A 26,775-nucleotide genomic window follows, 5' to 3' on the forward strand; every position below is an offset into this window, starting at 1 on the left:
GATCAAATATACCTTGGCGTATTTGGCACAGATTTTATCGCGATCCGCTCGATAAAATCTGTGCCATCCGCCGGAGGCGTTACCTGTGCAACCGGAGTTTGCCCCCTCACTGAATGAAATATTAAATTCCCACTATATACAGTGGGAGACTTCTGCTAAAGCACCAGCCCTAAACCATTTGCTATCTCTTTCATTCCTCTTTCCTGTAGCCCCTTTGTTCTAAACCAACAACAAAAATACCCAAAGTTTGTTCTCTTCAGACGATGCTAGATATATTCAAAATTTATACAATGAATTTAAGTCTAATATATCCAAGGTGGTGAATAGAATGGAAGCGGTAACAAGAAACTTATTTTTATTTCTTTCCAAAAACAATTGGCTAAACGAGATGGCAAAAAAAAGAGGCGGTAATATTGTTACAGGAAAGATCATTGCAGGCACTAATTTTCCCAGCTCAGTCCAAATCATTAAAGAACTGAACAGCAAAGGCCTAGCCACCACTGTTGACCATTTGGGAGAATTTGTCCATTCAGAAAAAACAGCCGTTGAAAGGACGGAAGAAGCTATTACCACAATTGAAACGATTAGCAGAGAAAAGCTTGATTCCCATATCTCCGTCAAAATGACGTCGCTCGGCCTTGATATCGATCGGGATCTCGTTATCAATAATATGAAAAGAATTTTAGATACAGCAGAAAAACACGGCGTAATGGTGACAATTGATATGGAGGATGAGCCTCGATGTGAAACGACAATTGAACTATTTGAACAGTTCAGGCAGTCATACACTTGTATCAGCACAGTTTTGCAGGCCTATTTGTATCGGACAGAACAAGACCTGAAAGAATTAAGTTCTATGAAACCGTTTTTACGACTCGTCAAGGGAGCGTACAAAGAGCCCCAAACTGTAGCCTATCCAGATAAAAAAGATGTGGACCAAAATTATAAAAAATTGATCGAGCAAAGCTTTAAATTGGGATTGTATATTGCAATCGCTACTCACGACGATCACATGATTGAGTATACAAAGGAGCTAGCTGCGAGATTACAGATTCCAAGTGATCAGTTCGAATTCCAAATGTTGTACGGCATGCGGAACAAAACTCAATTAGAACTTGTGAAACAAGGATATAAGATGAGAGTCTACGTTCCTTACGGACGTGATTGGTACGGATATTTTATGAGAAGGCTAGCTGAAAGGCCAGCTAATATTTCATTCGCTTTTAAAGGTTTCGTAAAAAATTAATCATTTTATATTGATAAGGAGCTGTATTGTATGATCACTTATAAGCATGAACCATTCACAGATTTTTCCAAAGAGGAGAACAAACAAGCATTCAAGGCAGGGCTTAAGTTAGTGGAAAACTATCTTGGCATGGAATATCCACTAATTATCGACGGTAAGAAAATTACAACGGATGAAAAAATCATTTCGATTAACCCGGCCAATAAAGAAGAGATTGTCGGAAAGGTTTCTAAAGCAAACCGGGAACTAGCCGAGCAGGCGATGGATAGTGCATTCACAGCCTTCCAGTCTTGGAAAAAAGTGAAACCGGAAATTCGTGCAGATATCCTTTTCAAAGCTGCTGCTATCATTCGCCGCAGGAAACATGAATTCTCTGCTCTGCTTGTCAAGGAAGCGGGCAAGCCATGGAATGAAGCGGATGCTGACACAGCGGAAGGCATCGACTTTTTGGAGTACTATGGGCGACAAATGCTTGAGCTAAAAGATGGCAAACAAGTAGAAAGCAGACCTGGGGAATACAATCGTTATGACTACATTCCACTTGGCGTCGGTGTCATTATTTCCCCATGGAATTTCGCCTTTGCCATCATGGCTGGTACAACAGTGGCAGCGATCGTTTCAGGAAATACGGTACTTTTAAAGCCGGCATCCACGACGCCTGTTGTTGCAGCCAAGTTTGTTGAGGTAATGGAGGAAGCCGGACTGCCGAAAGGTGTGCTCAACTATATTCCAGGAAGCGGATCTGAAGTCGGCGATTTTCTTGTTGACCATCCCAAAACCCGTTTTATCAGTTTTACAGGATCAAGAGAAGTCGGAACCCGCATTTACGAACGAGCTGCCATCGTAAACGAAGGGCAGATCTGGTTGAAGCGTGTAATTGCTGAGATGGGAGGAAAAGACACGATTGTCGTTGATAAGGAAGCGGATTTGGAACTTGCCGCCCAATCAATCGTCAGTTCAGCTTTCGGTTTTTCTGGTCAAAAATGCTCCGCATGTTCCCGCGCTATTATTGTTGAGGATGTATATGAAGAAGTATTAAATCGGGCAGTTGAACTGACAAAAGAGTTAACTATTGGTGATCCTTCTAATCAAAATAATTTTATGGGGCCTGTAAACGATCAAAATGCTTTTGATAAAATCATGAAATATATTGAAATTGGAAAAAGTGAAGGTGAATTGATGATTGGCGGAGAAGGCGATGATTCCAAAGGCTATTTCATCAGGCCAACTATTTTTTCCGGTCTTGCCCCTGAAGCACGCATCATGCAGGAAGAGATTTTTGGTCCAGTTGTTGCCTTCACCAAAGCAAAAAACTTTGATGAAGCATTGGAATTTGCCAATAACACGGAATATGGGTTGACGGGAGCCGTCATTTCTAACAACCGCCTGCACCTGGAGCAAGCACGTGAAGACTTCCATGTCGGAAATTTATATTTTAACCGCGGCTGCACTGGAGCAATTGTCGGATACCAACCTTTTGGAGGTTTCAATATGTCAGGAACGGATTCCAAGGCAGGAGGACCTGATTACTTACTGCTTCATATGCAGGCAAAAACTACATCTGACATGTTATAGTCATGGAAATGGAGATGACTTGATATGACTGACGAGACATTAAAGCTTGTTACGATTATTGTATATATGATTCTCATGCTTGTAATCGGATGGGTCGCCTTTAGAAGGACGGGCGACCTGACCGACTATATGCTTGGCGGGCGATCTCTCGGACCGGCCGTTACAGCACTCAGTGCCGGGGCAGCGGATATGAGTGGTTGGCTGCTTATGGGTCTGCCGGGAGCCGTCTATGCAACCGGATTAACCAGTGTCTGGATTGCCATTGGATTGACAGCAGGCGCTTATTTAAATTGGATTTTTGTTGCGCCGAGACTGCGTACCTATACTCAAGTGAGCAATGACTCTATTACGATCCCTTCTTTTTTTGAAAACCGGCTAAAAGACAATACCAAACTACTGCGAATCGTTTCAGCCCTTGTCATCTTGGTCTTTTTTACCTTTTATGTTTCTTCGGGTCTTGTTGCAGGAGCAGTTTTCTTTGAAAGTTCTTTCGGATTCGGCTATCAGCAAGGGCTGCTCATCATTGCACTCGTTGTTGTGGCCTATACACTTTTTGGCGGTTTCCTTGCTGTTAGCTGGACAGACTTTGCACAGGGCCTAATCATGTTGGTCGCACTGTTGATTGTACCCGCATTGGCCATCATGCATACGGGCGGTCCGGCAAAAACAGTTGAAACGATTCAGTCTATTGATCCTAAAGTTTTCTCATTTTTCAGGGATACAACCTTTATCGGAATTATTTCCCTCCTTGCCTGGGGTCTCGGTTATGTGGGGCAGCCCCATATCATTGTAAGGTTCATGGCTATCAATTCAGTAAGAGAAACAAAAGTAGCGCGCCGGATTGGGATGAGCTGGATGATTATATCGTTGTTGGGAGCTGTACTGACAGCCCTGATTGGGATCGCATATTTCCATACGACGAATCACACACTCCATGATAAGGAAGCTGTCTTTATCGAGCTTGGTCAAATCCTTTTCCATCCATTATTCGCAGGTTTTGTCTTAGCGGCGATTCTTGCTGCCATCATGAGTACCATCTCATCACAGTTAATCGTCACTTCAAGTGCTCTGACTGAAGACTTGTACAAATTACTTTTCCGTCGTGATGCCAGTGACAAAGAGCTGGTCTTTTTCGGACGAATGGCAGTTTTAGCCGTGGCATTGATAGCCTTTATCCTCAGCTCCAATAAAACAGAGTCCATCCTAAACCTTGTCGCTCATGCATGGGCGGGGTTTGGAGCTTCATTCGGACCACTCGTTGTATTAAGCCTATATTGGAGGAAATTGACCAATTGGGGGGCAATTGCTGGAATGGTCGCTGGAGCAGTCACCGTGCTTGTTTGGCAAAGCTTGGACTCTGCGTTATATGAAATCATACCAGGCTTCATCATCAACCTTCTCGTTGCAGTGATTGTCAGTCTAATCACCTATAAACCAAATGAAAAAATTGACAAAGAATTTGATGAAAGTTTACGCCTCCTAAAGGAATAATGAATTTTCATGAAGCGTTCAATGAAAGTGTGATAAACTTTTCATTGAACGCTTGTATTTTTGGATGGGGGGAGTTTGAATGGAGCGCCTCTTAGAGAAAATTACTTCATTGACGAATATAGAAGAAATAACAGAATTGATCAGTCAATTTTTAAAGAAACCTGTTGTTATAGAAGATGAACAATTTTCCCTTTTAGCGTATAGCTCTTTTTATATTGATCAGTTTGATGAAGCCAACAAACAAACCATTTTTACAAAGCGCTGGACGATTCCTATATTGGAGAAATTCATGGATGAGGGAATTGTGGACCGCTTAAAGACACTACCCGAACCCTTCAGAGTCGAAAAGATCGAAGATATCGGATTGAATCAACGTGTTGTTGTAAGCGCTAAATATAAAAGCCGCGTTTTTGGTTTCATCTGGGTGCAGGAAACGGATCGGACGCTGACTGAGGATGAACTCTCTTTTCTGCTGGATGTCTCTTTTCATGTTGGGAAACTCCTCTATCAAAATAAGCAATTGAAGTTAAAAAAAGATGAACAAAAAAATGAATTTTTTAAAAAAATCTTGGAGGATACTTTTCAAACAGAAGCTCAAATCAAATGGGAAGCCGCCAACGTCAATATTCCTATTCCAGACTCATTTATTTCCATTGTTTTTACAGTCGGGCCCTCCAGTGAAGAATCTTTTGGAGAACTGCTTGAAAAAATAGGACTTTTCGCCAACACACTAAAAATGCCGAGCCACGTCTTTATTAATCAATTGATGGCAGTTGTTCTAATCGGAAGCAGTTTATCGTCACCCACAGACTTGAAGATACACGCAAACACATTGGTAACATCTGTTTTGGGACAATTTAACGAAGAAAAAGTATACACTGGAATCAGTAATCAGTATACTTCTGTCATCCATATGAGAAAAAGCTATCTTGAAGCTATTGAAGTGATAAAGACTGCCAAATTTATCGGTATTAAAGAGCTTTCATCTTTTGAATATAAAAAGCTTGGATTGTTCCGTTATTTAGAGACAATTTTACAACAGCAGAAAAAAATGGGCGACCAGAACGAAGATTTGCTGAAGCTAAAGCAAAAGGACGAAGAAAGCCAAACGAATCTCCTGCAAACACTAGAGATCTATTTGGAGGAAAGCTGCCGGCTGAAGCAGGCTGCGGAAAAGTTATTCATCCATACAAACACATTGAAATACCGATTGAATCAAATCAACCAATTAACCGAAATTGACTTTGATGATTTCAATCAAAACTGCCAACTATATATCGATTTGAAGATTATGAAAGCGAGCTTACACGAAGGGTAAGGGGGTAGCCCTTTAATCTACTAATAAAAGCTCCCCCCCTCAACCTTCTGATGATTTCGTACATAGGAACCTGCTCTCTTAAATAATTCCTTGGAAGCGTAAAATAACCTCAGCTATGATTGCAGAACCGAGGAAAGTTCCTAACATCACTAAACTGGCTACAATAACCGTTTTCCATCCAAGCTTCATAAAATCTGTCCAAGAACGGCCTATAGCAATACCGGCATAAGCAAGAATAGGTGTGGCCAACGCCAAAAGCTGGACTTCTCCAGTCCACTCCACAATTTTTTCAGAACCTGGCATCCACGGCATCGATACAATCACCCCAATGATCGAAATGTATGCAATGCTGGGAAAATTAATCGGAATCAATTCCCTAAATATAAAACCCGCTAGGCAAATCAATATAAGGATAATCATTCCAGGGATTGCCGTCATTGGTAAAATATTATATCCAGCCCAATTGCCCAATAATGCTGTAAAACCGAAAATGACGAGCAACAATATCCATTCCTGGATATTTTTCAGCATTAGACTTCCCCCTTCTTACGAGTCATCCACGAATAAATTTTTTCAGTCAAAGGAAGGCCAATAAAAATGCTGACCCAAAGGCCTGTTGATAGAGAAAGCAAGTTGCTGGCTCCCGCAAAAGCAAGAATTTGATCTTCTATTTCCGGAAAAGCTGCTACCAGTGAACCGCTCGCTGCAGCCATCATACTGCCGCTTCCCACTCCCGAAGCCATCGCAAAAGATAGTGGACTTAACGGGGTAATGGTTGCTAGCAAGCCCGAGATAAGCCCTAAAAAGGCGGCACCAAATACCGTCCCAAAAATATACATCGCCATCACACCCCTGCCTTCCGGAGAACTGATGCCAAATTTGTCCATAATCAATCCAACATTTGGCTCTCTTCCAATGGAGTGGGTCATCCCAATAGCTTCTCGCTTCATCCCCAGCCAGAGAGCAATAGGTAGAGCAAGAAAAATAGTTCCCAAGTTTCCAAGCTCCTGCAAAACCAATGCAGGTCCGGCTGCGATTACATCAGGTAGAGACGGCCCGATAACAACTCCGATCTTTGCCAATAACAACGCTACACCAAGCACAATAATAGGTTCTGCACTTTTCGACTGCTTTTCTTTTACTAGTGGCGTGAAATACAATATCAACCCAATAATCAAAGAATACAACATGGGAAGTAAGAGTATTACTCCAGGGCCGACCGGAATCCTGAAAGTTCCGATAAGTTCAGTTATAATAACTGTTATTAATACTAGCCCATGCAAGCGCCAATCTTTCCAAAGGCCAAAATCAGCATGATTATTTTCACTCATGTTTATCCCCCTTTTTTACACAACTTACATTTGGCTCTTCCCTTCCACAGCCAATTGCGAAATGATATCATATACCGCTGTTGAATCTTGCGGGCCTTTCTGTAAATACTCTGCAATTTGAAAAATCTGGCGGGCCGATTCACTTGCTACAGTCGGGACGCCTCGATCTTCAGCCAAATTCCTGTATAATGTTAAATCCTTCTTCATATTAAAAAGAGAAAATTTTACTTCTTCCGGAGTATTTTCCAACAAATTTGCCCCAAACACTTCCATCACTTTTGTTTGGCCGGATCCTTTTTGAATGATAGACGCAAGTTTTTGTTTCGAAACTCCTGCCCTTTCTCCCGTTAAAAAAGCTTCACTCAATAGAGAGATAATTCCCCCGACAATCATATTATTGCATAGCTTCACCACTTGGCCGGCTCCGCTGGGGCCAACGTACTCTATTTTTTCTCCAACCGTCTCTAAAACAGGTAAAACCTTAGGATACTTATCTTTGCTTCCCCCTACCATGATTGTGAGCGTACCTTCATTGGCTCCTTCAGGTCCCCCGCTTAAAGGACAATCAAAATAATCGAGCTCATACAGCTTGGCTATGTCAGATAATCTTCTTGTCAAATTTACATCATTTGTACTCATGTCTAAAATCGATGTTCCTTTTTTCAAAACGGAAAATGCTCCCTGTTCAGAATCAATCATTAATGTTTCAATTAAAGTTGGAGAGGGCAATGATAAAATAAGCAGATCCACTTCAATTGCCATTGTTCTAATATCCGCTTTTACTGTAGCACCTATATCTGCCAATTTCTGTACGGCCGTTTCGTTAATATCATATACAAATACGCTGTAACCCTTTTTAATTAAGTTTTTTACAATGCCTGATCCCATCAGACCACAGCCTGCCACTCCAATATTTCTCAACAATCCTCTTCCTTTCTTCATTCCATCACTCATCTAAGAAGAATTTTTTAAACGACTAGACAAGGCTGCTTTTTAGTTCACAGCCCTGCCCTATACTCTTAAAATCAAGTGCATCTTGGCGTATTCGCGGCCAGGTTTTATCGTGCTTCGCTCGATACATTTCCTCTGATAATCTATCGTATCCACCGGAGACTTTAGCTTTATGCAGCTGGGGTTTGAACTCTAACTGAATGGAATATCAATAGGCATTCATCTCACCCCTTACAAAAGTGGAAGACTTCTGCTGATTGAAGGTAAATTAAACTTTTAAGGCTTAATATATACCGTTTTATAATCAGTCCAAAAGTCTAATGCGGTAGAGCCTTGTTCTCTAGGGCCAATGCTTGAAGCCTTCTTACCTCCAAACGGATATTGATTTTCAAAATAATTGGAAGGTATATTTACATGTGTTACGCCTGATTCGATATTCCGCACAAAGTGAAATGCCTTATTTAAATCATTTGTATAAATCGTAGATGAAAGTCCAAAGTCACTTTCATTCGCCAATTTTAGTGCTTCTTCATAAGAATCTACCGCCGTGATTCCTATAACAGGACCAAAAATTTCTTCCCGGAATATACTCATATCCTTAGTTACATGACTAAATACTGTTGGTGCTACAAAATATCCTTTGTCCAAACCATCTTGTGTTAACCTTTTTCCTCCAAATTCTAGAACTGCCCCCTCCTCAATAGCCAAATTGACATAGTGTAAATAGGTGTTTAATTGTCCTTGATCTATAACAGGACCATTATCCACATTTTCGCCAAAGCCATCACCGATAACCAAATCGTTTGCTCTAGCCACTAACTTTTCCGTTAATTCTTTTGCAATAGATTTAAGTACGATCACTCGGCTGGTACCTGTGCATCGCTGCCCGTTGTCCAAAAATCCACTGATAACCAAGTTTTCAACCGTTTTATCAATATCGGCATCTTCCAAGATAATGGAGGGATTCTTACCGCCCATTTCCGCCTGCATTTTAGCTCCTCTTGTACTGACTGCCTTCCCCAAAGCCAGTCCAACATCTGTGGACCCAGTAAAAGATACGGCTTTTATTTTCGGATTGTTCCCGATTGCGCGCCCAATCACTCCACCTGGACCAGTAACCATATTGATGACACCAGCAGGAACGCCTGCTTCTTCGAACAATTCGATAATTTTCACGCTGATTAATGATGTATTGCTTGCCGGTTTGAAAATAACTGTATTTCCTGCGATGATTGCTGGTGCTATTTTCCAAATTCCTATCCCCAGCGGGAAATTATATGGAGCAATTACCCCCACTACACCTAGCGGCTCCCGAATCGTATAACCAAATATGTCACTGCTGTGAGAAGGTACCGTCTCCCCCGTCAGCCTCGTAGCTTCACCGCTGAACTGCTTCATCGCCTCAATTGTCTTTTGAACTTCCCCCTTTGCTTCACGCAGAGATTTTCCAACTTCCTTCGTGATGATTGCTGCTAAATCTTCTCTCTGTTCTTCCAGTAACTGTATTAACTTAAACAGTACATCTCCCCTTGTCGGAACAGCCGTTTTCGACCAATCATTGAATGCGCTTTCAGCTGAATCAATGGCAAATTCTACATCTTTCTCATTGGATTGTTGAAAGTATCCCAAAACTTGTTCTGTATTAGCTGGATTAATGCTTGCGTATGTTTCATTTGTACAAGATGGAATCCACTTCCCATTTATATAGTTGTAATAAACTTCACTCATTTTGACCTTTTCCTCCTTGAAAGTGGTGTTACATCCCATCTTAAGTTTTAATTTTCTTAAAATAAATGTGTCAAGCAACAAAGTTTAATCCAATTCTTTGTTGCTTGACACATATAAACGAATGGCGATAACTAAATCAAGCCAATCCTTTTCATTGTTAAAATCCATTTCCATAACCTCTTCTATTTTTTTCAGACGGTAGTAAAGCGTATTTGCATGAATATGTAATAGTTTAGCTGTTTTCTTATGGTTTTTATTTTGTTCAATAAACAATATTAGAGTGTCAATGAAACTTTCATCAAGAGTATAGAGCTGAACTAGTTTATCATTCATAAAAGTATCAAGAATCTCTTTGTCCACTTCATATAGAAGCCGTTCAATTCCTAGCATGGCATATTCTACTATCTGAACGTTATGAAGCTTAGCGTATTTAATGGAGCGAACCGCCTCCTCATAAGAAATGGATAAATCCTTAATCGTTGTTTCTCTTCCAATCCCATAAAGGATATCTTTTTTTTCACTCCATTGTGATTGAATTTTATCAATCAATTCTTTTGATCTGTTCACTTTCAATTTAGGAATAACGATGACCAACTGGAAAGCACGTGTAAATATTAAGCCAGAAAAACCAGTAGATTGAGCAATTCTCTCTATTGATTTGACAAATCTTTCTTTATCAATCAGCCTATCTACCTTCCAAAGTGGGCAGTGCTTACCTTCTAATATAATGCACTGAACAATCCACCTTTCATCCCATTTAACATACCGTAAGGCCTGTTGGAGATCACGTCCTGAAAGTCCCTCCATCAACTGATTAAAAACTTCCTCTCTAAAATGTATCTCTTTTTCATAAATTGCATTATCCTTAATAAGTTCCAGAGCAATAGTTAGACTTGCTTGTTCAATCGCAATTTGATCGATTTGCGAAAAGGATTCTAACGGTTTTTCTAATTTCAATATTCCTAAAAGATCGTCTCCCCTTCTAATCGGAAAAGTATCAGCCTCGGCTACAGTAGATATGTGAGGATGAAAGACAACAGAGGAGGAAATGATCTTCTCTAGAAGTGAGATCACATTTTCAACTCCATATCCACCAATGATCATTTGATAAAATTGGTTATGTATACTGATAGACCGCTCTAATAAGGTATTCTTTTCTTTTAAATGAGCGTATACATTGGAGTTGTCTATAGCAATTGCACTTTGGCCTGCAATGACCTCAATCACATTCATATCTTCATTTGTAAGTACACCATTTTGGTTATAATTATTGACAGCTACAACACCTAAACAACGGTCTTTATTAACAATTGGCACACAAAATATGCTTTTGATTTTCCGCCTTTTCACACCTTCATAATAATAACGATAATTATATTCCGTCATGTTCTCCATATATTCTTCAATTTCCTTTTCAGAAGTGAATAACTTTGATTTTTTAAACTGGAATATTTTCCCCGTTATAGACTCTCCCGGCGCAAAAGCGATTTTTTTTAAACTCTCTTTATCAACACCTTCTCCCTTGGCAAATCTTAACGTATTCGTTTCAGGATCGTACATGTAAATAATGAGTACATCAGAAACATCTATCAACTCCCTTGCTGCATCAATCACATTTTGAAGAATGTCCTCTAACTTTAAAGATTGGGTTAATATCTTATTAATTTCCAAAAGCTTATTTGCCTTGTATATGCTCATAACATTGCTAGTCATCTTTTCACTCCCGAGCTGCAATTTCACCAATCCTTTCATTGACTATAAATATTTGGAGATAGACTCACAAATATTGAAGAATCCTATATTATCTTAATAATGTTCACCATAAGTTTAGAACAAAGTTTAAAACCATTCGAATAATTGCATTTGGAATACTAAAAAAATTCAAGTCTGCCAAAAAGAACAAAAGCGCAGGCGCCTGTTTATCGACGTACAAACTGGAGTGACTCCAACGAGATAAAGGAAACACGGCGACGAAGGCCGCCTCAAGCCGCCACGTCCTGTGGCTTCGGTGGCACTAGGATTCCTGTCCGTCGGAGCCGATGTTGACTTATCGTAGGAGGAGGCACGATGTCTGCTAGTCGATAGGCGCTGGACGTAGCATAATCTGATAAATAAGTTATACACAAGCATAGAATTTTATAACTTCCTATACCATAAAAAAGAGCAGGAATCCCCTGCCCCTTTTACTCATCAAATGCCTGTATGGCAACGAATTTCCACTCCAAATTAAGTGCATCTCCTTGGAATTGGTTTTGATCTTCTCCATTGTCAACAAAGGAAAACTTTACAACAAGACGGTCACTGGCCCCGATTGGAAGTCCCCCTTTGCCAATTGCGGGAATGGTGATGTTTTTTGCTACTGCATCTGGTGACATACTTTTCAAGCTTGCCAGAGTAGTTTTATAGATTGGTTGATTTTGTTTGTCCATGTTCAGTAAAAATTCGACTGAAATATGCTCACCGAAATCTTCCGTGTTGTCTCCCTTTGCATCAATCACAGTGTAGTTTGTTTCTATCAGCACTTTGCTGATGTCCAGTGTGCCATTGTTTTTAAGTGTGAAACTCCGAAGAAAGGAGTCCCCTGGCTTCATGTTTTTTACATTGATCAGTGTATTTGGATTCACAGACAAGTCCAATGTTCCCGATGCAAATGTATTATCCGACACTTTATTATCGCTGAAATAGGCATAGGTTCCGCCACTTAATAGAGCGACTCCAAGAAGGATGGACATTACGCCGACCCTAAAGCCTTTCATCATATGCACCATTCACTCCTCCTTCCTTACCAAACAAAGTCTGAAGACTTAAGATGCTTCTTCCAGATTTCTTTCCTGATTGTTATGATCTATCAGGAAGTCAAATATGGCTGTGCTGACGATGTCTCCGGCAAATTGAAGTCTTTCAGGACTAACATTTTCGATTGTATCGTGATAGGTGTGATATTCCGGTTCCAATCCGCCGGTTGCAGTCCCCATATTAAAGCAAGCCGCAGTAATACCCGCATTATGGAATGGAACGTGATCAGATGATCCCCTTTTGAAAAGGATTAGCTTTTCTTTGTCCTTGCCTAATTTATCAAAGGCATTATTTGTGTAATCCCAAGCAGTATTTGCTTTTCCATCAACCGTATTGACCGCAAGATATGAAGCAGGCTCATATTTCGCTCCCAGCATTTCCATCTGGAAGTTAATCAAACTCCTGTCCAGATCCTCCTTAGGAAGATTGCGAACGTAGTAATTTGAACCGACTAAACCACTCTCTTCTGCACCAAAGGCAACAAATCGTAGTTCCTTATCAGTTGGGAAGTTTTTTAAAATTCTCGCCAATTCAAGAATTGTACTAGTCCCTGATCCGTCATCATTTGCTCCTGGAGAATAGGCAACACTGTCATAATGAGATGTGATGTACACTATTTCAGGATTGACAACATTCTCTGGCTTCTTTACAGCAATTACATTTTGAGATGTTTGATTTGTATGTGTATGAATAATCAAATTAGCTTTCACATCGCCTTTCGAAAGCTGTGTTAGGATAGATTCACCCAACTCTTTCGAAGTACCGACTACTGGAATCGTACTATTGTTATTCAACGCAGGACGAAGCGGGGTAAGGCTGTCCACGTTATCATAAATGACAACGCCAATTGCTCCAGCATTGGTTGCATTCTGTACTTTTTCCCAGTAAGAGTTCTCTCCCCTTTGAACTAATACGATTTTACCTTTTGCAGCATCTGTAAAATCGCTCGGTTGGCCAAGGCCTGCATGATAAATGGAACCTGTAACTCCTTTTTGGTCGGTTACTGCCGATCCTGTAGCAGCACCCAAAGCAAGCTCCTTATTATTGTTTAGGATTTTCAAAGTTCTTTCTGTCCGGTTACTGATCGAAAACTCTTGAATGGAGGTTTCATATCCAAAGCTTTGGAACTGATTTTTCAAGTATTCCGCGGCCTTCTTTTCACCTTTCGTACCGGCAACCCTCGGTCCGATCTCCACACTTAACTGATGCAAGTAATCCATCACTCTATCAGAATCAAATATCGTATCCCATTTACTGATCAACGCATCAGCATAGTCTCTTAAGAGATTGTCCGCATTCTCGGAAATCATCCCTTTATTTCCATAGCTGTTGAGTAAAACATAGAAGCTTTCCATGTGTTTGATCGCTTTTTTGTATGATTTACTGCTTTCATAATGTCCCACCGCAGTGATGTGGGTCTTTAAAGCCCGAGAAACAGCAGCGCTCGCAAACTCCCCATCTTTTTCCAGACGGTCAAGAAGCGCCTGCATATTAACAATGCTAGTTTCTATGTCCTCCTGGATAATTGCCGGGCTGCTTGTATGATTGTACTCTATGCTCTTCGGAGAGAATCCGACCAGCGTAGAGCCGATTAATACGGCTGATAAAAAGGCGCCAAAGCGACGTATTTTCATATAGAAAGCCTCCTTTATTTAGTTTTTTGAAAATTTTCCGTTAAATTGGAGCAGGATATCACCTGCTCCAATTTTATTATTCTTATCTTTGTTCACCAGGCCTTTGTGTCGCATTAAATGTCCATGTTAATTTCAGAGAATCTCCTTGGAATTGGTTTTGATCTTCTCCGTTATCAAGGAAATTAAATTTAACGATAAGGTCATGTGTTTCTCCAACTGGAAGTCCTTTATCACCAATCTCTGGATAAAAAATATGTTGATTCACAGCTTCTGGCGTCATATCTTTCAGTTCCGCCAAAGTTGTTTCAAAAATAACTTCATCCAGATTACTCACGTTATACAGAAATTCCACCTGAATATGTTCTGCCATGTCTTCTGTATTATCTCCCTTGGCATCATTGACAATATAATCTGTTTCCAACAATACCTTATCGATGTCCAGCGTTCCTCCATTTCCTAGTTCAAAGTCACGGATAAATGAATCTCCCGGAGCAATATTGTCGACATTGATAATTTCTGTCGGAGATAATGTTAAATCAAGAGTACCTGCCGCAAAAGTATTATTTGTTGTTTCTGTATCGCTGAAATAAGCATATGTCCCTCCGCCAATCAATGCTGCTCCCAAAGCCACTGTCATCATACCCTTACCAAAACGCTTTTTCATACCCATGCTTCATTCCCCCAATAATTTATTTTTTCTATCTCAAAGAGATAGGCACTACCCACTTTTCAGAAATAAGATCATGCTACTCATGTGGCGTTTGCGCTTCTGACTCTCTATAATTTTCCCGTATTCGCATTGTCCGCCAGAGGGTGATAAGACCATATCCAATTAGCAATATTCCAGGTAAAAGCAAAATCAGCGCTGCCCCTAGTCGTGTTTCTGTAATTTTAAATGCATAACCTACATATGGGATCGTAAGACCCGTATATCGACCAACGATATTTTTAATATGGACAGGTTCCAAATCTGGACCATTGTTATTATCACCTTTTGTAATAAAATGGCTGCCTCTATCTTTCACTTCTGCAATCCTATGCGTCACAAGGAAATTCTCTTTTGTGATAAAAGTGATGACATCACCTTTTTCAAATTGATCCCCTTCTGACGCAACTTTAATAAAAATGATTGAACCAGTTTTGATATCAGGCTCCATGGAGCCTGATAGGACAGCCTTCATTTGATAACCAAAAATGCTGGGATTTTCACCAGTCATCTTGGCTGTAACCACATTGAATAAGATGACAGCCAGGATAATCATCGAAAGCGTCGATCCAATATTCCCGATAGCTTTCTTCATTTTTTGCCACTTCATAGTAATACATCACCCCAACCTGTTTTGGGTTATAAGCAGCCCTACTGAGCTTGTTCTCCCTCTTCTTCTTTGCCGCTAACAGCGGCATCTTCTAAATTATTTATTTGTTGATCCACAGGCTCGGCTTCTTCACTTTGGGTGGCAGCATCTTGATCGACCTCAACATCTGACTTTCCTGTGTCTTCCGTGTCATCCTTCTGGTTTTCCTTTTCATTCGACTTATCCTCGTTATGATCCAACTCACTTTCTGTATCTATCTCCACTTCTTCCACTTGATCTGAGGCTTGGACATTGTCAGGCTCATCGGTTTCCTCCTCCAACTGATCACTGACAAACATCTCACCCGTCATTTTTTCCTCATAAGTGTAATGTGCAGTTGTTGGAGCAGTCAGATGAAAGGCGATGACAATTAACAAATATACAATAACAAACCGCTTGATAGTTAGATGTTTATTTAAGGAAACTGCCACTTTTTTTGCTAGTTGAAAGCCTCTCATCCAAGTTGCTCCTTTCCATTAAGATGCTTTTTTCCTGGCGTCCCCTTGCTCCTGAGCAATGAGGTCTGCTACTGCAGAGTGGATGATATTGCCAATGATTTGCATTCGATCCGGGCTGACATTTTCAATTACATCACCAGGAGTGTGGTACCATGGTTCCAAACGATGAACGACAGGCTCTTCCCAGATGAAAAGGGCTGCATCAATCCCGGCTTCATAGAATGGAATGTGATCGGATCCACCGGAGCGGTACATGTGTAAGATCTTTTCATCTATTCCGAGCTTGGCAGCCGCTGCTTTCCCTGACTCCCATGCCAGATTAGACTTTCCGTCTCCTGTATTCACAGACAATTGAGTAGCCTTGTCCCAATTTGTTCCAACCATATCCAAGTTAAAGTTAACCAAGCTTCTACTTACCTCTTCTTTTGATAGCTGACCAACGTAATATCTGGAACCAACCAATCCAATCTCTTCAGCACCAAAGGCGATGAATCTGATTTCTTTATTAGTTGGCATGTCCTTGAAATTTCTAGCTAACTCCAGAATGGAGGATGTACCGGTTCCATTATCGTTGGCACCCGGTGAACCCGGGACACTGTCATAATGGGCCGTAATATAAACGATTTCAGGATTTACAACCCCTTTTGGCTTTTTCACCGCAATGACATTCTGTGACGTTTGATTCGTCAGTGTCCGCACAGTGAGATTGGCCTTTACTTCTCCAGAAGAAAGCTTTGATATCAGCCCTTTTCCATCAGCCTGAGTAATTCCGACTACCGGAATGGTGCTTTGATTATTCCCTAGACTTGGATTGACAGGAGCAAGACTTTCCGTATTATCATAAATGATGACACCTGTTGCTCCCGCTTTCGTTGCGTTATCAACTTTCTCCCAAAAGCTGTTATCGCCTCTTTCAATAAGAACGATTTTCCCTTCCACTTCTTCAGTAAAATTCTCAGGCTTTCCTAATCCTGCATGGAAGAGGTCCCCAGTAATTCCTTTTTCATCTGTTTGCGCTGATCCAGCTGATACTGCTGAATGCAATTTTTTATTGCTATCAGATACTATCTTCAATTCACCGCTGACCCTGTCACGGATACTAAATTCCTGGGTAGAAACGGCATATCCAAGCTTCTCAAATTCATTTTGAATGTATTGGGCAGCTTGTTTTTCTTCATCTGTACCTGTTACCCTCGGGCCAATACCCACACTCAATTTCTCCAGATGCTGCATTGCCTTTTCAGGATCAAATCTTACATCCCATTTTTCTATCAAATCATCTGCATATCCCTTTAGAATACGTGCCGCTTTTTCTGAAATGAGCTTGTTCTTCACCTGCTGATCGAGCAATGTCTTGAAGCTGTTCATATGTTTAATAACTTTATCTGCTTCTCTTTTCTGTTCATAAAGCTCTACAGCAATCAAGTGAGTCCTCAGTGCGCGTGCCGCAACAGCGCTAGCAAATTCATCTTCCGACTCAAAACGCTCAACAAGCTTGTTCATTGCCTTGGCGCTTACGCCCTCCGCCAAATAGTCGATGACAATTTTTGCTTGATTGTAGTCGTTTTTATCTCCATCAGGATTGTATCCGTTTTCAATGTTTCCTGCTGCATCTATGGAGAACCAATTGATCGTAGTGGTTTCGTCGATTTTCAAGGATTCTGCCGCTTCTCTTGTTCCAGCCACCTGGATCGTTTTCGATTTGAGTGTCGGCCTTGATCCATCAAGCGTATAATAAACAGTTGCCGGCTCACTCGTTTCAAATTTGATTTCCACAGGATTGTTATAGGTTCCAGCTCCCGGAGTTATTTTGGATTCAGGCTTAACATCGTCATTTGCATTTTCATAAGCCACTTCAAACATTCCAATAAGCCCGTTAGAAAATTCCATTGCTTCTGCATGTCCTTCACTAAATGCTGGTTGGAAACCAGCAGCTGTCCACCGTTTGGTTTCGGCATTCCACAGATCGGCTCCAACTTCAAAGTTCCACGCATAGATACCGTGCTCGTACCAAAGCGTATCTGCGGAGTTGCCTCCCGCCGAATATAATACATCCGGAATCGGTCCGGTTCTGCTTGGCAAAATCACCGTGCCTCGATGTTCTTTGATCCTTTTTAAAATATGCTCGGACGCTTGCCAATAATAGGCTTCTTCTCCAGCTGTAGGGCGTGGCAGCGTTACCCGGTTTGCATCATATGCTCCAGGTGACCACATGAAATAACCACCATAAGCATGGATATTCATCGCAAATTTGATGTTCGGATTTTCTTCTGCAAGCCAATTCAAGTTCCGTGCCTCAGGTTCTGAGAATGGTTCCGGTCCAGCAAAAGTATCTGAGGTACAGCTCTTCGACCCGCCAATCCAGCCATCCCAGACCGTTCCAATTTTATAATTTCGGTTTAAGTCGACTCCCCATGAATTGCGATAAGCGGGGTCAGATGCTTCAGGTCCGCAATGGTTTGTCAAATTTCTCCGTTGAGAATTGTAATCGTAAAATGAATAGTGTCCGCCGTCTGGATTAACACTTGGAACGATAAATATGTCCAAGTTATCTACTAGCTTCTTCGTATTCTCATCTGTATGGTAATTTCGCAGTAGTCTCTCTGCGGTTTCAACAGAGACGAGCGGCGTTACCCATTCACGCGCGTGCTCCTGAGAGTAGCCTAAAACACCTGGCTTGGAGCCGTCACGCACTTTACCGATACGAATGGCTTTCACTTCGAATGGATCCCTAGAAACTTCTTTTGGAGCCTTTAAATTATCGGTCAATTTAATATCACTTTGCGGTTGCACAATATCGGTTCCGTTGGAGTTTCTATATCTTGCGGCGGTTACCAAATTGCCAGCTTTATCGTTAATCGCCTTGACCACTGCATCAGACGTACTGTTATTTCCCAGATTAACCGTCAAGTGGCTGCCTTCGAGTTCAACTCCCAAAGCGGAATCCCCACTTTTAGGCGCTTTGATATCAACTGTTATATCGTTACCACCTTCGTGCCCCCATGCTTTTGATGTAAGTACTATTGCTGAGTTCACAACACTTCCAATCGTAACCTGTGCTTTCCTTCTATAACCATTTGTTTTTTCAGGGAGAACTACAATCTCAGCCAACTCAGGGAAATCCTCGGCTAGCTGCTCAATTCTTTCTGTCACTTCCGTCGGTGTCATATATTTGTCGACAAAGTCACTAAAATAATCATCACCTGCTGGAGTTCCGTCACCGATCCATTCTTTTAACCCCGTCTCGACCTTTCCACCTTGGTTAGTCGTAATAACGACATTTTCCGGAACAGACTCGATATCCATTAATACGTAGTGATATAAATATTCTCCTGCATCAATCTTCCGTGTCATGGTAACGGTCTGTTTATTTCCCTTTCCATCTATCCATTCTGCTGTCATTGTGGTGTTGGGACCAGCACTTGACTTCACTTCAAGATACAAAAACAATCCTGAATGATTTTTGAAATAATCTGCTCGAAATACCTTTACATTATCGGCCTGCTGCGCAAGTTGTCGTTTTTGCTTGTCTGTCTGCTCCTGCTGCCGCAATAGCTTTTTGCCTTCTTCGCCAGTTTGGATAACTGTTACTTTGTATCCTTTCAACTTTAACATCTCAATGTCGGCCTCTGTCACAACTGCCTGCACCTCGAGCTGTCCGTTTCGATCACTGACATATCCTGTCAGGTCAAAACCTTTTACTACCAAGTCCTCCACTGCCTTGCGATCTGGTACAACGATTTCCACAAGCGCCGTTTCTCGTTCAAACTCAACCTTGGTCGTTTCGTCTTTCGGGGTCGCTGCAGTGGGAGTTACAAAAAAAGAAGAAACCGTTAAAGCAACGATGCTTGTCCCTGCTAAGAAATGTGACACAAATCGTCTGTAAAGCACTTAATTCCCCCCTACTTGAATATAATTTAGAAATCCTCCGTTGATTATATCAGTCTTTTTAGAAAATTGTTACAGTTTGGAATAAAATGATTATATAGCATTATATAGATAACAATTTTTACAACGATAGATGGTATATTAGTAATATCGTTACATGTACTTATCTACCAATAACTAGTTCTTTTTTCCTGTTCACTAGTTTTCCATGTGAAAATCGTTCAAAAGACCCCCGCACTGAAGTAACAGTCCAGGGGGATAAATGCGCCCAGATTTTATCGAGCTCCTCTCGATAAATTTCCTCTGAAAATCTGTGGCATCCGCCAGAGGCTTTAACTTTATTCAGCTAAGGTTTGCCCCACTGATTGGAATACCAACATGCTTTCATTTCACCACTTACAGAAGTCGGGGACTTCTGCTGGATGAGAATGAAGTTGAAAACTCTCTAGCTAGCTTGGTCACCAAGCAATTGATTTTTTTGTTTTTCCATCAACACTTTTAAATAATCACTATTGCCTTTCAACATTTGATATGTGCCATCAGTTATTACATGATTCTTTTTCTGCTGATCTATTAACTTATTAAATCCATCTAGATGTTTAATGACTTTATCATATTGTCCAGTCTCTTCGTAATGCTTCAAAGCTGTTGCATGCACCTTAAGCGCTTGAGCAGACTCATTATTGGAGAACTTGCCGATTTCCTCGTAACGTTCCACGAGTGCTTTCATGTGGTCAGCAGACACCTTCACCGGAATTTCCGGACGTGGAGGATTGATCGGAATAACTCCTTGATAATCAGTATTAAACCCACTGATCGGACGGATTGGAACTTCGTTCCAACGTTCTGGATCAGCTTTATGCAGGTCTCCAGACGCAAGTCCAGATAAAAATGCGTGAGTAGCAATGATATTCTGTTGAATTAATGGTTCCCGTTCTCCATCAAGGAATTGACCTGATGTTTCAAGGAAAACAGCCGGGTTGCTATGTCCCTCATTATTAAGGCCTTCATAATTGATGCCAAGCATCATTCCGGATGAAACTCCGCCGCGAATATCAATAACATTGCTGCCAGTGATATATTGGTCCACAGTAAATTCTTTATATGGTTTTAACGCATCAAATATAGTAACCATCGCCTGACGAGTCAGATCCTCATACTCCCCGCCCTTGATATTAGGTATAGTAGGGCCACCAGGGTTTAATGAGATTCCAAGTGACAGTGTTACAGGAATGCTGGTTCCATAGAAATTTTTATTGCCTTGATGGTGGATATCCATCATAAACTCTGGTTTGATCTGCGTCCAAAACTTGTAATATCCGACTGACTCGATCGCAGCAAAGCCCCCATCAACCCAGTCCCTGTTCAAATCAACAGAGGTGGTTTGGCCTCTGTCATTTAGTTTCGGTTCCCCAGTCTCATGGTCATACAAGATTGTTCCACGCTGGTCTCTATTAGCGCCATCGACGTTATACATTGGAATAAAATAGATCGTTAACTCATTTAAAATTTCCGTGTAGGAAGCATCCTTTTCGTTTATCAGGTTTTCAATCAGACGCAGTGTAGCATTTGTGCCATAAGGCTCGTTTCCGTGAATGCGTCCTTGAACCCAGACGTTTCTGTCCCCATTACCTATTTTTGCAACATATAGATCTTTTCCAGTTTCACTTCTACCTTCCTCTATCCCTCTCTCCTTTAATGTAAATACATCCAGTTTACCGTTGCTTTGCTCTTCCAACTGTCCAAGAATATCAACCATTTCATCATAGAGAATGACATTGGAGCCAACGATGCTTCCCGACTCCGCTCCCGCCATTCCGCTGGAGGTAAAAACAAGAAATAAGGCTGCGATTACTACAAATACACGTCTCTTCAACATTTTCCTCACTCCTTTCAAATTTTCCCTCTTTGTCACTTGGTTGAATAGCACAGTTATGTAAGAGGTTAATAGGACCATTGTCAGCTACGAGAATCAATAATTTCTTCTCATTACTTTAGTCTGCTAAGCACATCACCCCCTTTAGAATCAAAGAATGCCAATATCTTTCCCTATATCTTTTGAAAATTATTAAGTTTGCAAATCATACGTAACTAATAAAAAACAACCGTTTAATATCCGTTATGTTCGTGCCGAAAAAAAATCATATCCTTTTGGTTTTTTTTGACGAATATTTGTGATATTGAATACTTGAAAATAGAAGTCTAATTCTAAACAATCCAATTTTCACATATTCTTTTCGGCAAATATCATGTTTGTTTTCCCCGATTAAAGGACTTTAGTGTCATTTTTAATTCAAAATAGCTAGACTTTGTCTAACGAAATCTTATCAGATTTGTCTAAATATTAGAATAAGAATTTTGAAAACGGTTCCAAAGATATGGATATATTATTATTTTTTAGTACTAAGTTACTTTATCCAAGTAGTCATGATTAGTAGAAAAGTAACTCCTTCCTACCAAATACCTGTAAAATCCATCTATAGACATTTAATAGGCTTCTTTCACATAAAAGGCTGAAATAATTGTAAGCAATGCTGCAAAATGAAAGGCGGACAGCGTGGATGATAATTTTAATTACATGGTGAAAAGCTGCTTCGAGTATGCTTCATACAGCTTTGCAACGAAGGAAGTGCCGCATACCCGTACTTGATCTTGACCCTATAGGCTGCCACATCCTGTAGGCTTCAATGTCACTAGGATTTCCCGTACGGCGACTTATCGTAGAAGGAGGAGCGATGTCCGCTAGTAGATAAACGCTGGATGCGGCATCTGCCGGAGGCTTTAACTTTATTCAGCCGCGGTTTGAACTCCTACTGAATTGGAATATCAATTTCATTTCACCACTTACAGAAGTCAGGGACTTCTGCTGAATGAAGTTAAACAAATACAAAATCAGGGGAACAGTCCCCTGATTTTATTTTTGTCCCAACAGATTTTGCGATGCTTTTTTCTAAAATGCTCCAAGCCTAAGATGCTTTTTTCGACTGTGTGCCCTGTTTTTGAGTAACAAGTTCTGTTACAGCTGAATGTATAATGCTACCTACCATTTGTATCCTCTCAGGGCTGACATTTTCAATCTTGTCATTCGGCGTGTGATACCAAGGCTCCAAGCCAGCTGTTCCAGGTACCATCCAAATAAATAACGCTGCATCGATGCCAGCTTCATGGAAAGGTACATGGTCTGATCTGCTGAATTGGTAAAGGTTCAGAACATTGTCATCTATATTCAGCCTTTCTGAAGCTGCTTTCACTGATTGCCACACAGTGTTTGACTTCCCATCAACTGTGTTGACATACAATTGGGAAGCAGGCTCATAATTTGTGCCAACCATATCCAAATTGAAATTGGCAATGCTTCTGGAAATTTCATCTTTAGACAACTGGCTAACGTAATATCGAGATCCAACTAACCCAATCTCCTCTGCACCAAAGGTAACAAACCTGATTTCTTTATTATTGGGTATATTCTTCATTACGTTGGCCAATTCAAGAATGGTTGAAGTCCCCGATCCATTATCATTGGCTCCCGGCGAACCGGCTACACTGTCATGATGCGAGGTAATATATACGATTTCCGGATTTGGAATTCCCTTCGGTTTCTTTACTGCTATAACGTTTTGCGACTTTTGATTAGTAAAAGTACGCACCATTAGATTGACCTTTAACTCACCAGTAGACGCTTTGGAAAGCAAGTTCTTTCCGTCTGCTTGTGTTATACCGACTACAGGAATGGTACTCTTATTATTTCCCAAGCTCGGATTGATAGGGGAGGCACTGTCCGTATTATCATAAATGATGACACCTGCGGCTCCCGCTTCCATTGCATTTTCAACTTTTTCCCAAAAGGAAAGTTCTCCTCTTTGAACAAGCGCAATCTTTCCTTCTGCATCTGAAAGCTCCTCTGGTTTACCCAATCCAGAATCTACTATATCTCCTGTAATTCCTTTTTCATCCGTTTGGGAAGATCCAGTTGAAATTGCTATGTTCAACTTTTTATTATTATCGGAAAGCACTTTTAATTCTCCGCCAAAGCGGTCTGGTATACTAAATTCTTGAGTAGAAACGTCATATCCCAGCTTTTTAAATTCATTTTGGATATAGTGAACTGCTTGCCTTTCCTCATCCGTACCAGTGACCCTTGGTCCAATATCCACACTCAAATGCTGAAGATGTTTCATCGCTTTCTCTGAGCTGAATTGTGCATCCCATTTCTCAATCAGCTGATTTGAATAAGATTTGAGAATGCGGACCACTTTTCCGCTGGTCAGTTTTTCTTTCTCCTGCTGCTCAAGCAGTAAATTGAAGCTCTTCATATGCTTCGTTACTTTTTCTGCATCGTTTTGCTTCTCGTATAATGCAACTGCTGTCAAGTGGGTTTTCAATGCCCTGGCAGCCACTTCACTGGCGAATTCTCCTTCTTTCTCAAAGCGCTCAACGAGGGATTTCATACCATCAGCAGTGACGCCATCTGGCAAATAATCAATAACAAACTTTGCTTCGTTGTAGTTATTTTCTTTCCCGTCTGGATCATAGCCATTTTCGATATTCCCCGCTGCATCCACCGAGAACCATTTAATTGTTGTTGTTTCATCAAGCGTTATGGTTTCAGCCCCATCCCTCGTACCAGCAACTCCAATGACTTTGGATTTCAGTGTTGGTTTGGAGCCATCCAGCGTGTAATAAATGGTCGCAGGCTCAGTAGTCTCGAATTTGATTTCAACAGGTTCATTGTATGTCCCTGCTTCAACATTAAGTTTTGATTCTGGACTCACATCGTCATTGAAATTATTAAGTGCCACTTCGAACATTCCAATTAACCCGTTGGCAAATTCCATTGCTTCAGCATGCCCTTCCTCAAATTCAGGTTGGAAGCCAACACTTACCCAGCGCTTTGTAGCGGCATCCCACAAAGGTGCCCCCACTTCAAAGTTCCAGGCATAAATGCCGTGTTCATACCAAAGTGTATCAGCGGAGTTACCACCTGCAGAATACAATACATCAGGTATCGGTCCTGTCCTTCCAGGCATGATAACTGTTCCGCGATGTTCTTTGATCTTCTTCAAAATATGTTCAGATGCCTGCCAATAATAGGCTTCCTCCCCAGCAGTTGGACGTGGCAACGTCACACGATTTCCATCATAAGCTCCAGGTGACCACATGAAGTAACCGCCGTTTGAATGAATATTCATCGCAAACTTAATATTCGGGTTCTCTTCAGCCAGCCAATTTAAGTTCTGTGCTTCTGACTCAGAGAATGGCTCTGGACCAGCGTACGTACCTGAAAGACAGTCCTTTGATCCGCCTATCCAGCCATCCCACACAGTCCCGATTTTATAGTTTCTATTCAAATCCACTCCCCACGAGTTGCGGTACCCAGGATCAGATGTTTCTGATCCACAATGATTGACTAAGTTCTTCCGCTGCATATTATAATCATAGAAGGAGAAATGTCCGCCGTCCGGATTAACACTCGGCACAATGAATATATCGAGATTATCTACAAGTTTCCTAGTATTTTCATCAGTATGATAGTTTCTTAGCAACCGCTCGGCAGTTTCTACTGAAACAAGAGGAGTCACCCATTCACGGGCATGCTCCTGCGAATACCCTAGCACCCCCGGTTTAGAGCCATCACGAACTTTACCAATCCGAATCGCTTTGACTGTCCACGGGTCTCTGGAAATCTCTTCAGGTGCATTCAGATTATCGGAAAGAGAAATACCAGATTGAGGTTCAACAAGCCCTTTTCCATCCGAATTTCTATATTTTTCTGCACTTACCGAATCACCTACTGTCTTATTGATAGCCTCTATTACTTCAACAGATGTACTATTTGGCTTAGCTGCCCCATCCGTTCCCAGTATTACGGTAATCTGGTCACCATCTGCTTCCACCTTCAAGTTAGCATTTGCTTTTTCAGCTGATTTTACCTCAACCTTTATATCATTTCCTCCCTCATGCCCCCAAGCTTTTGAGGTAAGAACGAAAGCTGCATTTGCTGCACTTCCAATCGTTGCCTGTGCATGACGGCGGTATCCATTTGTTTTATGGGGCAACGAGACAACTTCAGCCAATTCTGGAAACTCTTTAGCCAACTGTTCAACCCGCTCCGTCACTTCCGTAGGGTTCATGTAGCGATCTACAAAATCGCTGAAATATTCATCATCAGAAGGGGTACCATCGCCAATCCATTCGGTTAGTTTAGTTTCTACCTTTCCTCCTTCTTTTGTAGTGATCGTCACATTTTCCGGAACTGCATCGATATCCGTTAAGATATAATGATAGAGGTATTCTCCAGCATCGACTTTTCTAGTCATGGAGCCCGTTTCTTTTTCCCCTTTGCCATTTGTCCATTCAGCCGTCATCGCAGCGTCTTGACCAACACTTGATTTAACCTCCAGGTATAAAAAGGTCCCTGACTGATTTTTAAAATAATCCGCCCGAAAAACTTTCAGCTTGTCTTCCTGCTGAATCCTCTGCAGTTTCCTTTCCTGTTTTCTTAATTTCTCGTTTGCCTCCTGAGCAGTCTGGATCGTCTTCACTTTCAATCCTTGCAGCTTTAACATTTTAATATCAGCTTCGCTTACAATTAACTGCACTTCAATGTCACCGTTCCGGTCATTTAATCCTGCAATATCAATTCCTTTCATGACCAAATCATCTAAGACTTTCCGATCCGGCAGAATCGTTTCGACGAGTGACATCTCTCTCTCAAACTCGACTTTCTTTTCTGGTTCCTTGGACACCGCGGAAATTGGCTGAACTCCGAAAGAAATCATCGTCAAGGCCATAACACTGGATACAGCAAGCATTCGAGACGTGAATTTTTTTATCCTCATTTAAACCTCCCCTTAGAATTTGTCTAACTAGAGGAGATTATATCATTAAATTCAGAAAAATTTATCTATTCCGATAAAAAACAGTGCCTAAGAAATGTATTCATAGAAAATTCCGACTTATTCACAAGGAAAAAAGAATGATAGTCCCTTCTTTGGATAGGTGAA

At 41.1% G+C, this 26,775-nt stretch carries 17 protein-coding genes; 4 read left to right on the forward strand and 13 right to left on the reverse strand.

Going from position 1 to position 26,775, the window contains the following annotated elements:
• The first annotated feature begins 328 nt into the window (after positions 1-328).
• From H9631_RS03500 to H9631_RS03515, 4 genes are all read left to right on the forward strand, one after another.
• Entirely contained in the window at positions 329-1,246 is a 918-nt protein-coding gene (locus tag H9631_RS03500) for a proline dehydrogenase family protein (protein ID WP_191809993.1), read from the forward strand.
• Between the two features lie 30 nt (positions 1,247-1,276).
• On the forward strand, positions 1,277-2,821 hold the full coding sequence (gene pruA, locus H9631_RS03505) for an L-glutamate gamma-semialdehyde dehydrogenase (RefSeq protein WP_191809995.1): 1,545 nt from the start codon (positions 1,277-1,279) through the stop codon (positions 2,819-2,821).
• A gap of 24 nt (positions 2,822-2,845) precedes the next feature.
• Positions 2,846-4,312: a sodium/proline symporter PutP gene (putP, locus tag H9631_RS03510; RefSeq protein ID WP_191809996.1), complete on the forward strand. Its 1,467-nt coding sequence runs from the start codon at positions 2,846-2,848 to the stop codon at positions 4,310-4,312.
• Between the two features lie 79 nt (positions 4,313-4,391).
• Positions 4,392-5,630, forward strand: coding sequence for a PucR family transcriptional regulator (locus H9631_RS03515; RefSeq protein ID WP_191809998.1), 1,239 nt, complete (start codon positions 4,392-4,394; stop codon positions 5,628-5,630).
• 78 nt (positions 5,631-5,708) lie between these two features.
• On the opposite strand, the gene H9631_RS03520 is transcribed toward H9631_RS03515, so the two are convergent.
• The 13 genes from H9631_RS03520 to H9631_RS03580 form a co-directional block, all read right to left on the reverse strand.
• Positions 5,709-6,161, reverse strand: a complete 453-nt coding sequence (locus H9631_RS03520) for a hypothetical protein (RefSeq protein ID WP_191810000.1) — start codon at positions 6,159-6,161, stop codon at positions 5,709-5,711.
• Positions 6,161-6,961, reverse strand: coding sequence for a DUF3100 domain-containing protein (locus tag H9631_RS03525; protein ID WP_191810002.1), 801 nt, complete (start codon positions 6,959-6,961; stop codon positions 6,161-6,163). Before H9631_RS03525 ends, H9631_RS03520 begins: the two co-directional genes overlap by 1 nt.
• A 24-nt stretch (positions 6,962-6,985) precedes the next feature.
• A complete protein-coding gene (locus H9631_RS03530) occupies positions 6,986-7,903 on the reverse strand; it encodes an NAD(P)-dependent oxidoreductase (protein ID WP_191810004.1) in 918 nt (305 codons plus the stop codon).
• Between the two features lie 285 nt (positions 7,904-8,188).
• Positions 8,189-9,640 (reverse strand): aldehyde dehydrogenase family protein, encoded by a 1,452-nt coding sequence (locus H9631_RS03535; protein WP_191810006.1) that lies wholly within the window; start codon positions 9,638-9,640, stop codon positions 8,189-8,191.
• Positions 9,641-9,724: 84 nt separating this feature from the next.
• Complete coding sequence (locus tag H9631_RS03540) at positions 9,725-11,353, reverse strand: helix-turn-helix domain-containing protein (RefSeq protein WP_191810008.1); 1,629 nt, start codon at positions 11,351-11,353, stop codon at positions 9,725-9,727.
• 470 nt (positions 11,354-11,823) lie between these two features.
• Positions 11,824-12,405, reverse strand: coding sequence for a TasA family protein (locus tag H9631_RS03545; RefSeq protein ID WP_404801710.1), 582 nt, complete (start codon positions 12,403-12,405; stop codon positions 11,824-11,826).
• Positions 12,406-12,444: 39 nt separating this feature from the next.
• Complete coding sequence (locus H9631_RS03550; protein WP_191810012.1) at positions 12,445-14,070, reverse strand: M28 family peptidase; 1,626 nt, start codon at positions 14,068-14,070, stop codon at positions 12,445-12,447.
• A gap of 82 nt (positions 14,071-14,152) precedes the next feature.
• On the reverse strand, positions 14,153-14,740 hold the full coding sequence (locus H9631_RS03555) for a CalY family protein (RefSeq protein WP_191810014.1): 588 nt from the start codon (positions 14,738-14,740) through the stop codon (positions 14,153-14,155).
• A gap of 76 nt (positions 14,741-14,816) precedes the next feature.
• A complete protein-coding gene (gene sipW, locus H9631_RS03560; RefSeq protein ID WP_191810015.1) occupies positions 14,817-15,386 on the reverse strand; it encodes a signal peptidase I SipW in 570 nt (189 codons plus the stop codon).
• 41 nt (positions 15,387-15,427) lie between these two features.
• Positions 15,428-15,883, reverse strand: a complete 456-nt coding sequence (locus tag H9631_RS03565; protein WP_191810017.1) for a hypothetical protein — start codon at positions 15,881-15,883, stop codon at positions 15,428-15,430.
• An 18-nt stretch (positions 15,884-15,901) separates the two neighbouring features.
• Entirely contained in the window at positions 15,902-19,774 is a 3,873-nt protein-coding gene (locus tag H9631_RS03570) for a M28 family peptidase (protein WP_191810019.1), read from the reverse strand.
• Positions 19,775-20,216: 442 nt separating this feature from the next.
• The gene (locus tag H9631_RS03575; protein WP_191810021.1) at positions 20,217-21,650 is read right to left on the reverse strand and encodes a M14 family zinc carboxypeptidase; all 1,434 of its coding nucleotides are present in this window, start codon (positions 21,648-21,650) and stop codon (positions 20,217-20,219) included.
• A gap of 1,087 nt (positions 21,651-22,737) precedes the next feature.
• The gene (locus H9631_RS03580; RefSeq protein ID WP_191810023.1) at positions 22,738-26,610 is read right to left on the reverse strand and encodes a M28 family peptidase; all 3,873 of its coding nucleotides are present in this window, start codon (positions 26,608-26,610) and stop codon (positions 22,738-22,740) included.
• Positions 26,611-26,775: the final 165 nt, after the last annotated feature.

This window comes from Bacillus norwichensis, from assembly GCF_014836955.1.
GTDB lineage: Bacteria > Bacillota > Bacilli > Bacillales > Bacillaceae_C > Siminovitchia > Siminovitchia norwichensis.